General features: G+C 35.4%; 10 protein-coding genes. 2 read left to right on the top strand and 8 right to left on the bottom strand.

The features are described from left to right. Window positions 1–12 precede the first annotated feature (12 nt). The 5 genes from NEH75_RS06035 to NEH75_RS06015 form a co-directional block, all read right to left on the bottom strand. Window positions 13–1,233 carry a cation:proton antiporter gene (locus NEH75_RS06035; RefSeq protein WP_055274972.1) on the bottom strand — a complete coding sequence of 407 codons (1,221 nt, stop codon included), beginning with the start codon at window positions 1,231–1,233 and terminating at the stop codon, window positions 13–15. 237 nt (window positions 1,234–1,470) lie between these two features. Next, window positions 1,471–2,406, bottom strand: a complete 936-nt coding sequence (locus tag NEH75_RS06030) for a hypothetical protein (protein ID WP_262948636.1) — start codon at window positions 2,404–2,406, stop codon at window positions 1,471–1,473. Window positions 2,407–2,631: 225 nt separating this feature from the next. After that, window positions 2,632–3,195 carry a chromate transporter gene (locus NEH75_RS06025; RefSeq protein ID WP_055274968.1) on the bottom strand — a complete coding sequence of 188 codons (564 nt, stop codon included), beginning with the start codon at window positions 3,193–3,195 and terminating at the stop codon, window positions 2,632–2,634. Next, entirely contained in the window at window positions 3,195–3,737 is a 543-nt protein-coding gene (locus NEH75_RS06020; protein ID WP_055274967.1) for a chromate transporter, read from the bottom strand. The genes NEH75_RS06025 and NEH75_RS06020 overlap by 1 nt, the downstream gene beginning before the upstream one ends. A gap of 142 nt (window positions 3,738–3,879) precedes the next feature. Beyond that, window positions 3,880–4,797 carry a manganese-dependent inorganic pyrophosphatase gene (locus NEH75_RS06015; protein WP_055241402.1) on the bottom strand — a complete coding sequence of 306 codons (918 nt, stop codon included), beginning with the start codon at window positions 4,795–4,797 and terminating at the stop codon, window positions 3,880–3,882. Between the two features lie 153 nt (window positions 4,798–4,950). Here NEH75_RS06015 and NEH75_RS06010 point away from each other — a divergent pair, with 153 nt between their 5' ends. Next, window positions 4,951–6,732 (top strand): M3 family oligoendopeptidase, encoded by a 1,782-nt coding sequence (locus NEH75_RS06010; RefSeq protein ID WP_055241404.1) that lies wholly within the window; start codon window positions 4,951–4,953, stop codon window positions 6,730–6,732. 197 nt (window positions 6,733–6,929) lie between these two features. Continuing rightward, a complete protein-coding gene (locus NEH75_RS06005; RefSeq protein WP_212725862.1) occupies window positions 6,930–8,225 on the top strand; it encodes an MFS transporter in 1,296 nt (431 codons plus the stop codon). Between the two features lie 38 nt (window positions 8,226–8,263). Here NEH75_RS06005 and NEH75_RS06000 read toward each other — a convergent pair whose 3' ends face one another. The 3 genes from NEH75_RS06000 to NEH75_RS05990 form a co-directional block, all read right to left on the bottom strand. Then, window positions 8,264–9,178 (bottom strand): lysophospholipase, encoded by a 915-nt coding sequence (locus NEH75_RS06000; RefSeq protein WP_262948635.1) that lies wholly within the window; start codon window positions 9,176–9,178, stop codon window positions 8,264–8,266. A gap of 116 nt (window positions 9,179–9,294) precedes the next feature. Beyond that, the gene (locus NEH75_RS05995) at window positions 9,295–10,047 is read right to left on the bottom strand and encodes a hypothetical protein (protein ID WP_055274962.1); all 753 of its coding nucleotides are present in this window, start codon (window positions 10,045–10,047) and stop codon (window positions 9,295–9,297) included. Window positions 10,048–10,184: 137 nt separating this feature from the next. After that, window positions 10,185–14,774 carry a PolC-type DNA polymerase III gene (locus NEH75_RS05990; RefSeq protein WP_055304614.1) on the bottom strand — a complete coding sequence of 1,530 codons (4,590 nt, stop codon included), beginning with the start codon at window positions 14,772–14,774 and terminating at the stop codon, window positions 10,185–10,187. Between the last annotated feature and the right edge of the window lie 10 nt (window positions 14,775–14,784).

Genomic DNA, 14,784 nt, shown 5'->3' with positions numbered 1-14,784 from the left:
GTAGCACCACTTTTATGATTGAATTAACTTTGATTTTTTATGAAGCTCAGAATCAGATTCTTTATTTGAACTAAAAACTAATTTTAATAAAATCGGAGTCAGAATAGTGGTCACAACGACCATGATAACCACCGGTCCAAAAAAGGTTGCACCCATCAATCCTAACGCTGCTCCCTTACTGGCAACAATCAATGCGACTTCACCGCGCGAGATCATTCCAACTCCGATTTGTACACATTCTCGATTCGAATATTGACAAAGTTTAGCCCCTATCCCACAACCAATAATTTTAGATATAATAGCAATAATCACTAATATAACTGTAAATATTAATAATTCACTACTCATCTCACTTAAATCTACTTGAATTCCAATACTGGCAAAGAAAATGGGCGAAAGTAACATATAAGAAATCGTTTCAAATCGAGAATTAATATACTGAGCACATGGTGTATTCGATAAAATCAAGCCTGCAATAAAGGCTCCCGTTATGTCTGCAACACCAAAAAATTCTTCTGCACAAAATGAAAGTAACAAACAAAAAACAAAAGCAATAATCACAAAGCGTCTCATATCTTTTTGATAAGCTCTGACCCAATGATTATAAAACTGATAAAATAAAACGCCCGCACCAATCGCAAAAACAAAAAATAAGGCAACCTTGCCTAATACAAGGGCAATATTAACCGAATCATCCGCACAGCTTGTGACAATCGTCAAAGCTACAATTCCTAAAATATCATCAATAATCGCTGCTCCTAAAATGGCATTACCAGCACGTGTATTTAATTTTCCTAACTCTTTTAACGTTTCAACCGTAATACTAACAGAGGTCGCCGTTAAAATAACCCCAATAAAAATATTTTGTAATAAATGACTAACCTCTTCTGGTGAACTTTCTTGATTAAAAATAGAAGCAATGCCCAGTCCCCCGACTAAAGGAACTAATACTCCAAGTAATGCAATAATAAATGATGCTTTTCCTGTCTTTTTTAACTCTGTTAGATCTGTTTCAAGTCCCGCTGTGAACATCAAGACAATGACACCTAGTTCCGCAACTTGCTTGATAAAATCTGTTTCGTGTAACACATTTAACATCGCAGGCCCTAATACTAGCCCTGCTAATAAGGCTCCAACCACTTGTGGCATCGAAAACTTTTTCGTTACTAAACCAAAAACTTTTGTACTCAACAGAATTAATGCCATATCAAATAAATACTTATATGATAGCATACCCACTCATCTCCATTACTTAGATTTTACTCATTTTCCCTATTGAATTTTGATTGACTTCGTCTTTTCTAATCAAACTTTCCCCCTTTATATCCGAATGGTTATTAACCCTAGTAATATAACATGTCGTTCACGTAAATTCGCTCACGATTTGTCGAAACATCGATTAAAATCGTGAATACGCCTTCATTTATATCCATCAAAAAAGCATGATCTGGTTATGATCATGCTTTTCGTTTATTTAACTAAGCGATTATATAATTCAACAATCTGTGCTTCTAACTGTGCTAAAACAGCAATTGATGTAAACTGAACACGACTCGTATAAGCCTCGCTCTTAGCCGGCGTATCAAAGACTAATCCTAAAGCTTCAACCTCAGCTTGAGATAAATAAGTTAGAACATAATGTTTACGTCCGGTTAATTTCAAACGCATCATCACACGACTCTTTAAATAAATCGTTAAATACTTTCCAACCGTCTTGAAAGATAGGTTCTCGACCTCACAATGATTCATTCTTAAAATCATTTTAATAGTCTCAAATACCTGTTCCTCTAAAGAAAGTGTCTGCTGGGCCGATTCTTCTTGAACATCGTCTAATTTTGCTGCTTCTGTCTCTTCTTGAATTTCCTCTACTTCAGTCGCTTCTGTTTCTTCTTGAGTTTCTTCTAATTCAGTCGCTTCTGTTTCTTCTTGAGTTTCTTCTAATTCAGTCGCTTCTGTTTCTTCTTGAATTTCTTCTAATTCAGTCACTTCTACGTCCTCAATTTGACTAGACTCATTGATGACCACTATTTCTTCGATTTGTGTTAATTGCTGTCCTTCTTCTACTAAAGCTTCAAGTGCTGCTTCAACCTCATCAGCTGAAACACCTTTACTTAACATCAGCTCTTCATTTTCCGCTAAAGACCTTCCTTCTTTAAAGTCTTTCTCAGGATTAATCATCGGAACAGTATTGACGTATAATGATTTAAACTCATCCATTTTACCTAAGCCAATTCGGATCCCTAAAACAGACAGGAAACTAATAATTAAACAAGCCGTACTAATAAATGCAGACGATAACGTCAAGAAAAAGCCGATGACACTACTAATTAAAATGACTAAAAAACAAACCGTCATTTTTCGGAACCATGTATACTTTTGGCTCCATTTATCAACTTCACTTAACAATGAATTCACCTCTTATCAAATTACAAATGGCACATATGCCTTTCTCTTCTAAATATATCGTATTTTTACATATTTTCATATACAAATTTCTCATAAATCGACAAAAAATATAACTTTTAGCTCAATTAGAAATGAATAACTAGATAATATAGGATAATACTGGTTTGTAATCCTTTTTATTAGAAATAAAAAAAGATAGAAGGTTTTCTCCTTCTATCTGAATGGTCATAATCCAATAATAACTCCAACCAGAGCTCCAGCTGCAATAAAGAAAATTGGATGTTTATTAATTTTATTCGTAATAACGTATAAAACAATAAATAAAAGAGCTGCTTTGAAATCTAAAAAATCCGCCCAATGATGCGTCACATTAAATTTATCAAGTGTTAAAACTGAAATCTTAAACACACCAAATCCCGCAACAGCAATTAGTCCGGTAACAGCTGGTCGTAAGGCATAAAACACAGATTGTACAGCTTTACTCTCTTTAAATTTATTTAAAACATGAGCCACAATAATAATGATAATAACGGATGGCATAACTAATCCAATGGTTGCAATTAATCCACCTAAAATTCCACCCGCATTAAACCCAGCATAAGTCGCCATATTAATCCCGATTGGACCAGGTGTTGATTGAGAAACCGCAATCATGTTTCCAAGCATCGCTTCATCAAACCAAGTATATTTTTCTGCTAGTTCATATAAGAAAGGTAAGGTCGCAAGTCCGCCACCGACGGCAAATAATCCAATCTTAAAAAATTCCAAAAATAAAATGAAATACGTCATTATGCTCTCTCTCCCTTTCTCCCTTTGACTAACAATCCCACGATAGCGGCTGAAATCACAATAAATACCGGTGAGATATTCGTTAAGATTCCAATGGCAATCGTAACTAGTACGATTCCTAGACACACTTTATCAATAACAGATCCTTTCCATAACTTAATCACCGCATTTAAAACAAGCACACAAACAGCCACACGAATTCCATTAAAAGCATGTTGAACTATCTCAAATTCTGCAAACGTCTGTAAAAAAGCAGCTAAAATCATAATAATCACTAAAGATGGAAACACAACACCTGCTGTTGCAACAATCGCCCCCAAAATTCCATGATGTTTATAACCAATAAAAGTGGCTGTATTAACAGCGATGACACCTGGCGTACATTGTCCAACAGCATAGTAATCCATCACTTCTTCTTCAGTCGCCCACTTTTTCGTTTCTACCACTTCTTTTTGTAACATTGGTAACATGGCATAACCACCACCAAATGTTAAACCACCAATGCGACAAAATGTCCAAAACAAATCGATATAATCGTTCATAAATGAACCTCCCAAAAATAATTTCATTCAATATTATATCTCAAATTTTATATTTTAAAAGAAATTTTAACCATTCCTTGTGGATAAAATAGTTTTCAATAAAAAAAGAGGACTTTTAAAAGTCCTCCCTAATACTTATTAATTAAGCAATACGATCCATCACTGGAACGATTTGTTTTTTACGAGAAACAACACCTTCAAGTAAAGCTGTGTTTTCTGTTAATTCAACATTAAATGCTTTTTCAACGATATCCGTACGTTCACCTAATGCGATTACTTGTGAATTACTATTTAAGATATCTGTGATGACAGCGACGAATAAGTTTAATCCTTTTTCTGCAATAATGGCTTGCATTTGCTCTTCTAACTCAGCTTTACGAGTCATCATATCTTCAATGCTAACCACGTTGATTTGTGCAATTTCAACCGTTGATGATCCCATTGGGAATACTTTAGCATCAATCCCTAATAATTGACCTGCTGTTAAATCAGAAAGATCAGTTCCTGCTTTTAACATTTCTAATCCGTAAGTCTCAACATCTAATCCTGCGATTTGCGCTAACTCACGGCACGCTTTTTCATCTTGTGGTGTACAAGTTGGTGATTTGAATAATAATGAGTCTGAAATGATCGCACTTGCCATTAATCCTGCGATTTTAGGCTCGATTTCGATTCCATTTTCTTTATACATTTTATATAAAATTGTTCCTGTACATCCAACTGGCTCTGCACGATAGAATAATGGTTCAGATGTTTGGAAGTTTGCAATACGGTGATGATCAACAACCATTTTGATTGTTGCTTTTTCAATTCCGTTTGCACTTTGGTTAAATTCGTTGTGGTCCACTAAAATAACTTCATCATTTTCAGTAACTTCTTCAATTAACGTTGGAGCTTCCACTTGGAAATGATTTAAAATGTATTGAGTTTCTTTATTAACATCACCTAAACGGCAAGCTTTCACGTCCATACCTAATTTTGTTTGTAAGTCAGTCATGACTAAAGTAGATGTAATTGAATCCGTATCTGGATTTTTATGTCCGAATACTAATGTAGCCATTGATTCATTCCTCCTTCTGAATTTTCACTTCTCTTATTTTACACTATATTGCTAAAAAACTCATCGCCTTTTACTCCAAATTTACAATTTTTCAATCATATTTTACCTCAAATCGGTTTAGACTACTAAGAGAATGAATAAAGGAGGCGTTTTATGGAAACGACTTGGAGCTTAAAAGAATTATATGAATCATTTGAAAGTGAAGACTTCTTAAATGACTTAAATACCGTTGATGACCTCATCAAGCGCTATGAAACGTATGCACAATCTCTATCTAATATAGATAAAAATGAAGTCAAAAAGCTAGAAGAGTATCTAGAATTTCAAATTGAAATGGCCAGCTTATTTCAACGACTCTTCTCATTTTGTTCCTTAACTTTAAGCACTAATACAAGTGATGAAAAAGCATTAAAATACTCAGATATTTTAAATGAAAAAAGTAGTGCTTTAGCTTCAAGTGAAGCAAAAGTTAATCATTGGATTGGGTCTTTAAAAAATATCGATTCCTTTTTATCTCAATCAGAGGCATTAAAAGACCATTCCTTTTTATTCCATGAGATTCAACAATTCAGCGCTCATTTATTAAGTGATAAAGAAGAAGCTATTGTGGCTAAATTACAAAATACAGGTTCCATTGCGTGGTCAAAGTTAAAAGATATGTTGACATCTAAGCTCATGGTTGATGTCCCGCTCCAGGATGAGGTTAAATCCATGCCACTCACCATGGCACGAAATCTCGCACACGATAAAAATCCTGATATCCGTAAAGCGGCGTATGAAGCTGAATTAAAAGCCTATGAAAAAGTGGATGATAGTTTAGCTGCTTGTTTGAGCAACATTAAAGGCGAAGTCATTACATTATGTAAATGGCGTGGCTATGAATCTGCCCTTGAAGAAACACTTTTAAAATCTCGCATCACAAAAAAAACATTAGATGCGATGCTCGCTGCCATCGTAGAAGCCCTACCTCATTTTCGTGACTTTCTAAAAACAAAAGCAAAATGTCTAGGTCATAAAAACGGTCTTCCATTTTATGATTTATTTGCTCCACTTGGAACTCACACTCAAACCTTTGACTATGAACAAGGAACACAATATGTTCTAAAATTATTTAAAACCTTTTCTGACGAACTGGCTGAGTATGCCAAAGAGGCGATGGAAGGGGCTTGGATTGATGTTTATCCCAAACAAGGAAAAGTAGGTGGTGCCTTCTGCTCAAACTTACACATCATTAAACAAAGTCGTTTCTTATTAAATTATGGCGATCAATTTAGTGATGTCATTACGATGGCTCATGAGCTCGGACACGGATTTCATGGCTATTGCTTAAATGAAGAAAGTATCTTAAACTCCGGTTATCCTATGCCTTTAGCTGAAACAGCGTCAACCTTCTGTGAAACCATCGTTAAAAAGGCTGCGATTAAAGGTGGTGACGAGGAACAAGCGTTTGCTGTTTTAGAACAAGAATTAACAGACGCCACTCAAATCATCGTCGACATTTATAGCCGTTATTTATTTGAAACTGAACTCTTCAAACGCCGAGAAGAAAGTTCAGTTGGGGTTAAAGAATTAAATGAAATGATGATTAAAGCTCAAAAAGAATCCTATGGTGATGGCCTTGATCCCAATTATTTACACCCTTATATGTGGGCATGTAAACCTCACTATTACGATGCTTCTTCTAACTTCTATAACTTTCCTTATGCCTTTGGGTTATTATTTGCAAAAGGTCTATATGCCAAATATGAAGAACAGGGCGAAGACTTCCCTAAAGCTTATAAAAACCTTTTGGCAGTAACGGGTAAACTATCGGCTAAAGAAGTCGCTCAAACAATGGATATTGATATTGAAGATCAAGCCTTTTGGAAAAAATCACTCGATTTAATCATCGAAGATATTGAATATTTTAAACAATTAGCTCAAAAACGATTTTAATTAAGTCTATTCAACAGCAACCACGATGAGTTGCTGTTTTTTATTCGCTAAATCAGTGAAACTCCCTCCCACTAAATTGAGATGAACCTATCAGCAACCTTAAAATAATTAATAGAAAAAATGGTTTTTATTGCCTTTTTTCTCTTTATCATCCATAATAAGTGGTAAATGAATTTTAATTTCAAAGGAGAATCATTATGAAAAGTTATAACTTTTATAAATGGAGAATTTGGATTATTTTAACCTTTTCATTTGTCCTTTCTCTCTTCCATCGCGGATCCATGGGTGTCATTTCATCCCCTATGAGTGCGGACTTAAATGCAACTGCTACACAAGTTAGTAATATTGCCTCGGTAACCTTTTATACATATGCTTTAATGCAAATTCCTGCTGGATTGTTACTAGATCTTTACGGATATCGTAAAATCAGTGGTTTGGGTGTCTTACTAACAGGAATCGGATCAATTTTACTCGGAATAACTCCATCCATATCTCTCGCGTATATGGGACGACTACTTGTTGGACTTGGAACGTCCGTTATTTTTATTTCTGTCTTAAAAGCCCAAAGTATTTGGTTTAACCAGCGTGAATTTACGCGTGCTTCAGGACTCCTTTCATTTATTGGGAATATGGGGGGGATGCTTGCTACATTTCCACTTGCCATTTTAGTGGCTTACATGGGGTGGCGTGGTTCAATGACTTGGATGGGATTCCTTTGTGTCATTATCTCACTGTTAATCTTTATCTATGTTAAAAATCATCCTAACGATTATGGATTCGAAGCAAAAGGAAAAACAGGTATTTCACAAAAGATTAATTTGAAACAAGCATTGAAAACGGTCCTCTTAAATCGTTCCATTTGGCGTAATTTCTTTGCCCTGTTCACATTAGTCGGTTGTACGACTGCTTTTTCTGGTGTTTGGGGGGTCAACTATTTATCAACTGTCTATCACCTAACTGAAACAAAAGCTTCATTTTATATTTCCTTTATTCTTATTGGGTTAATTGTTGGTTCATTATGTATTAATAAAATTCTAAGCTGGTTTAAATATCAAATCTCACTTTGCCAGCGCATTGCTTCGACTCTAATGACACTTTGTTGGATCTACTTTTTAATCATAGCCAATGGACAACCACCTCTTTCCATCCTACCGATTTTACTATTTATGATAGGATTTTTCGCCACCGCACACATCCTATCCTTTACTGATATTACAAATTACTGTACACCTGATAACAATGGGCTGGCTAGCAGTTTTATTAATGCTGGGGAGTTTATCGCAAGCTCACTCATCACCTTATTAATTGGTACTTTTCTTGATTTAACTTATGTCGGAAGCAGCACAGACGCTGTCCGTTACTACAGTGCTAGTCAATATAAACTATGTTTCTTTATTTTCCTATTTATTTCAGCTTTAGGGATTTTAACTAGTTTTATTAGTTGTAAACAAGAACAGGAAAAATCCTCCTCAACGCTGACAACCACTCATTAATAAAATAAAAACCAGAGATCGAATCTCTGGTTTTTATTTTATATCGCTTCTTCTAGCCATTGATGAATTTCTTCATAAACGATGTTTTTTTCTTTTTCATTTAAAATTTCATGACGCATTTTCTGATATAATTTATAATTAATATCAACTAATCCAGCGTCTTTCATAACTTCATAAGCTTTGATAACCATTTGACCATATCCACCAACGGGATCATCTTCACCTGATAATAATAAAACAGGCAAATCATATGGCATTTTTTTTATATTCTTCTCATTTGTTATATACAATAAGCCAGTAAATAAATCTTCAAATCCTGCAGTAGTAAAAACAAACCCACAACTTGAATCAGCACAAAATTGTTTCACTATACTTTCATCATAACAAATCCAATCACTTGGCGTTTTAGCATTTTCAATGTGTTGATTAAAGGTTCCATATGATAATCGGTGAATCAAAGGACTACGATATCTTGAACCTTTGATACGTTTGATTATTTTAGCAGCTATTTTTCCTGCGACTAATTGATATTTTGGTTCATGTGCCGTTCCAGTTAAAATCAAGCCATTAATCGTCTCTCCATAATCAATCGCATAATGTCTTGCTAAAAATGATCCCATACTATGACCTAACATAACAATTGGTAAATCTGGATGTTTGGCATGAATTAAATCATTAATCGATTTTAAATCATCCACCATTTTACTCCATCCGTTAGTTTCACCAAAATATCCATAATCATCTGCACTCTTCACAGATGCTCCATGTCCACGATGATCATTCGCATAAACAACATAGCCTTGGCTGATTAAATAAGCAATAAACTGCTCGTAACGCATCGTATGTTCACAAGAACCATGAACTAATTGAATCACTCCACGTGTTCGAATTTCTGCTTGTGGCTCATAGACATAAAGTTCTATGTCATAACCATCTACCATTTGAACTTTCAAGAATGTGGCCCCCTTCATATTACATATGTATACTGTACCATAATTTCAAAGGGAAGCCAACTCTTTCACTAGACTGGGCCATTGTTTTTTAATCTTTTATACTGTTTTCTCATCAATTATTCGAAATCCGTTTCATTTCCTACAACAATTTGATAAGGAACAAACTTCCCGTCTTGATACGTTAAATAAACTTCAACAATACCTAAATTATCTACCGTTGCAATTCCAACAATTCGTTGTGAGGCTACTAAGCTATAAGCATCTTGTCCCCTTGGAGTCATAATTGGATATAATCCACCTAACGGCAACACATCTCCTCTTAAATTTTCTTTAACTTTTCCTTCAGGAGTATAGTACTTATCTAATAGCTCTTTATCTTTTGTTGAAAGATCCAGTTTATAGGTTTGATTAATGGTGTTATTTTTAACGATGACTCCATAGTTATTCGTAAAACTAATACTCCAATCATATAAATCATTCAAATCATTATAATCGAGTAACTGGACTGGCTTTTTATCTTTAAAACTATAAATGTAATAATAATGAATATTTCCACTTCCACCAGAACTAATTGAGACATAAATATCATTAATATCGTCTTGATTAAAATCACCTAAAAAAAGTGTACTACCATAACCACCATTTAAATCAAGAGTTTTTTCCGTGACTTCGCTCGTCACACCATCAACGACAAAAATTGTAATATCCTCTTGGTAAATCGCATCTGAACTTTTTTTATTTCCTGCAAGATAAATAAAGTCATCCACTTGATCTCCTGTCACATCCGCTATTTTACGATCAAAAATATAAGGAGCATCAACCTCGACGGCTAATTCAATCTGAGGAGGAATATAAGCTTCTAAAAACATCTCAACAATCTCCTTTCCAATCTAAACTAACCTTAGTATGAGTGATTAACGGGAATCTATGAATTTTTTTGTATATATTAACAATTTAATTTTATGATTATTAAAAAAGAGGTCCCCCAAAAGTGGACCTCGTAAGATTAGAATAATGTCATTTGGTTACTTGGTGGTTGAACCGATGCTTTAGCTGGCTTATCATTCCCTAATTCCATGTCTCCAAAGACATTCATTAATTGTAATTTTTCGATTAATGTTTTTGAAACTTTTCCACGTGTTTGAACGTCTTTAATCGTTTTAAAGGGTTCTTCTTCACGAGCAGCTACGATTTGACGCGCTACGTTCTCCCCTAATCCGTCTAAAGCGGTAAATGGTGGAATTAATGATTTTTTATCTTCTGAAATTTTGAAATCAACCGCTTGTGATTCCTCAATATTAAAGTTTTGGAAATAGAAGCCACGCTCTGTCATTTCAAGCGCAATTTCTAAAATCGTGACTAAGTTTTTCTCTTTTGGTGTCGCTTCAAATCCTTTTTCTTCAATTTCATCTAGACGTTTACGAATCGCATCTGGCCCCTTAATCATGGTTTCCATTTCAAACACATCTGCACGTTTTGAGAAGTATGCACAGTAATAATAAATTGGATGATGAACTTTAAACCAAGCAATACGTATTGCCATTAAAACGTAAGCTGTCGCATGGGCTTTTGGGAACATGTACTTAATCTGACCACATGACCAAATATACCATTCTGGAATATTATGCTTACGCATTTCTTCTTCAAATTCTTTCCATCCATCTGGCACTTTACTTGCCATTCCTTTACGAACAAACTCCATAATTTTGAAGGCTAAGGCTGGTTCTAACCCACCATACATTAAGTAAACCATGATATCATCACGACATCCGATAACATTCTTAAATTCAATCTTACCAAATTTATCGTACTTACCTGCTACTAAATCAGCCGCATTATTTAGCCAAACATCTGTTCCATGTGATAGACCCGAAATTTTAACTAACTCAGCAAATGTTTTTGGTTTTGTATCTTCAAGCATGTTACGAACGAATGGGGTTCCAAACTCAGGTACTCCATATGATCCCGTCGTTGAACGAATTTGCTCTGGCGTCACACCTAATGATTCCGTTGAATAAAACAGTTTGTAAACCTCGGGATCATCTGTTGGAATATCTTTTGGATCAATACCAGAAATATCTTGTAAATAACGAATGACCGTCGGATCATCGTGCCCAAGAATATCAAGTTTTAATAAGTTATCATGAATTGAGTGGAAGTCGAAATGTGTGGTACGCCATTCTGCTGTTGGATCATCTGCTGGATATTGAATGGGTGTGACATCATAAATATCCATGTAGTTTGGTACAACGATAATTCCACCCGGGTGCTGTCCTGATGTACGACGAACCCCTTCACATCCTTTGGCTAAACGTTCAATTTCAGCGGTACGCATCTCTTTATGTGTATCCTCAATAAATCCTTTAACATACCCAAAAGCTGTCTTTTCAGCAACCGTACCAATCGTTCCGGCACGGAAAGCAAAATCATCACCGAAGACTTCACGGCAATATAAATGAGCGACGGGTTGGTATTCACCTGAGAAGTTTAAATCGATATCGGGAACTTTATCTCCTTTAAATCCAAGGAAGGTCTCGAACGGAATATCATGTCCATCTTTACGCATTTTCGTTCCGCAATGTGGACAATTCGCATCTGGTAAGTCAAATCCAGATTCCGCATTGGCTAAAATATCCTGGAATGGTTCTTCTTCTTTACGAATCCCATAACGCCCTTTTTCATCTTCATTCATCTTAAAGGCAGAGAATAAACAGTTCGGACATCGATAATGCGGTGATAAAGGGTTAACTTCAGTAATATCCATTAATGTGGCTACGAAAGACGATCCAACTGAACCACGAGAACCTACTAAGTACCCATCGTCGAGTGATTTCTTAACTAACATGTGTGAAATATAGTAAATAACAGCGAATCCATTACCAATGATACTATTTAATTCTTTAATGAGGCGGTCTAATACATACTGTGGTAATTCTGATCCATACCATTCATACGCACGCTCATAACACATCTCACTTAAACGATCTTTGATACTTGGAATCCCTTTATCTTTTAAGAAATCATCTGCAGGCGTAAATAACTCATCTTTAATCGCTTTAATCATCTCACATTGATCGGCAATCATATTTGGATTTGTTACAATGATTTCTTTTTGTTTTTCTTCACTCAAGAAGTGGAAATCATTAAACATCTCATCCGTTGTTCTAAAATGCATACTTGGAATCGATTTAATATCTGGATGATTTAACGGATGACGTCCACCTCCGATTGATGGTGTGCGTGTATAAATCTGACGATATATTTTATCTTCACGATTTAAGTGATGAACATCTCCTGTGGCGCAGACTGGGATATTTAACTCTTCACCAACTTTGATAATACGTTCAATCGTTTGAATAATATACCCTGCCATCTCTTTTGAATTTAAATCAATTAAATGTGAATAAACTTCTGGAGGTTGAACTTCTAAGTAGTCGTAAAACTTAGCTTTTTCTTTTAATTCCTCGTATGATTTATTGATTGCTGTTTCAAAAACCTCACCATTGACACAACTACTTCCAATTAATAACCCTTCACGATGAGCTTCTAAGTAGCTACGACGAATACGCGGCTGACCATATAAGTCGTTTGTCATCGATTGAGAAACGACTTTAAATAAGTTTTTAAATCCAACTTCATTTTTTGCTAAAATGGTTACATGCGTAGAATAATCGAGCTTAAACGATGTATCTTTATCCACTAGGTTATTAATTTCATCATGCGTCTTAATACCTAGCTTCATCATATCTTTAAGTAATAAGATAAAGGCTTGACCTGTGGCACGTGCATCGTAAATGGCACGGTGATGTTGAGTTAATTCTACCTTAAAGAATTTCGATAGCGCCTTTAAGTTAAATCGTTTCATCTTACGCTTAAATTTTTCATCAATGGTTGCATCTGTCGCATAATTCCAATACACCCCAAATTGGTGGTGATACATCACACGAGCTGCAGCCAGTGTATCAATGACAGGATTTGTACATGGACCTAAATTAAAGCGTTTATAGGTAGCATGTAAATGCCCCATATCAAAGGCTGCATTATGAGCAACTAAAATACAGTCTTCTGACCAAGCTTTAAAGCGGCGCATGACATCCTCAAGTTCAGGTGCATGATCAACATCACTTTGTAAAATATGAGTTAATTCAATTGTTTTTAACGAAAGTTTACGATGAGGGTTTGCAAAGTCTGAAAACTCATCAATAATCGCACCATTTTTAATTTTTACCGCTGCAATCTCAATAATCACATCATAATTTGTCGAAAAACCAGTGGTTTCGACGTCATAAACGACATAGGTAGCATCATTTAAATTTAACGGTTGTTCATCCCAAGCAATTTTCGGTTCATCTTCAACTAGATAACCTTCAACGCCATAAATGACTTTAATATCATTTTTCTTTGCGGCATGATAAGCGTCAGGAATTGCCTGAACAACACCATGATCCGTTAAAGCAATCGCTTTATGTCCCCACTGTGCCGCTTGCTTAATGTAATCTGCAATATCGGTTACACCATCCATTGCACTCATTTTCGTATGGACATGAAGCTCCACACGCTTCTCACCTTCTGGTGCTAGATCTTTACGAGGTTCTGTTTTAGCATCAATCACGTTTGCTGCATTTACCATCATACTTAACTCTTTTGAGAATGAGTCAAATTGAATACGTCCACTCACACGAACCCAATTACCTTTTTTCAAAATTTTAGGAACCATTTTTTTCATTTCTGCTGATTTAGCAAACATTTTAATATAAATCGAATCCGTATAATCTGTAAATTTAGCCGTAATTAACATCATCTCACCATTTCGGATATCGCGTGTTTCGGCATCAAAGATATATCCTTCTAAAATACAGCGACTCATTTCATCATCAATATCTTTACAGTTCATCGGAGTTCCATTAATCGGTCCTCCAATTGATGTCTCTGTCACTTCTGGCTCTTTTCGCGAATAGCCTCCGCGACTTCCACCATAACCTCCACCTTCACCACGATAAACCGGTTTTTGTGGCTCCGCCTCTGGTTCAATAGGCTTTGGAATTTCTACAATTGGTGGTAATGACGTTTCTCGCTCTGTTAAAATATCTGCATCTGAAAGAGCATCTTCTGAATAAATTGGTCGAACCTGTTTAATTGGGAACCCAAAGCGTTCATAACTTTGCTGAATCTTAGTCGCATACTTTTGTTGAATTTCATTATAATATTGCTCATCCTTAACAGCGATTTGTAACTCATCACCTACAACAGAAGCTTTAAAGCTCTCAAGACAGCGAATTAATAAATCTTGACGGCTTAAATATTCAATCATCAGCGGCCAATATTCTAAAATTTGCTCGTCACTTGGTCGACTTAAATAACGAATCGTAAATGTTGCTTGATTCACTGTTTGAATACGACCAAATGTGTGATCAAATCGTGAATAAAACTCATAAAAAGCTGCTGAAATAAGCGGTGTATCAAACGTTAAATGAAAAAGTAATGCTTGACGCTTACGAAAAACATCTACTTTCTCAATCGTTTTTTCTTCAAATAAAAAAAGTTGATGCTCCGGATATTGAATTTGTTCCAATAAAATTTGCATCTGTTTTTGCATACGGGGCTCC

The sequence above is a fragment of the Turicibacter sp. T129 genome, from assembly GCF_025594975.1.
Lineage (GTDB): Bacteria > Bacillota_I > Bacilli_A > MOL361 > Turicibacteraceae > Turicibacter > Turicibacter bilis.
This window is presented reverse-complemented; position numbering and strand designations above follow the sequence as displayed.

Coding starts and splice junctions, on each gene's coding strand:
- NEH75_RS06035 (WP_055274972.1), bottom strand. CDS start 1,233: ATGCTATCATATAAGTATTTATTTGATATGGCATTAATTCTGTTGAGT.
- NEH75_RS06025 (WP_055274968.1), bottom strand. CDS start 3,195: ATGACGTATTTCATTTTATTTTTGGAATTTTTTAAGATTGGATTATTT.
- NEH75_RS06020 (WP_055274967.1), bottom strand. CDS start 3,737: ATGAACGATTATATCGATTTGTTTTGGACATTTTGTCGCATTGGTGGT.
- NEH75_RS06015 (WP_055241402.1), bottom strand. CDS start 4,797: ATGGCTACATTAGTATTCGGACATAAAAATCCAGATACGGATTCAATT.
- NEH75_RS06010 (WP_055241404.1), top strand. CDS start 4,951: ATGGAAACGACTTGGAGCTTAAAAGAATTATATGAATCATTTGAAAGT.
- NEH75_RS06005 (WP_212725862.1), top strand. CDS start 6,930: ATGAAAAGTTATAACTTTTATAAATGGAGAATTTGGATTATTTTAACC.
- NEH75_RS05995 (WP_055274962.1), bottom strand. CDS start 10,047: ATGTTTTTAGAAGCTTATATTCCTCCTCAGATTGAATTAGCCGTCGAG.
- NEH75_RS05990 (WP_055304614.1), bottom strand. CDS start 14,774: ATGCAAAAACAGATGCAAATTTTATTGGAACAAATTCAATATCCGGAG.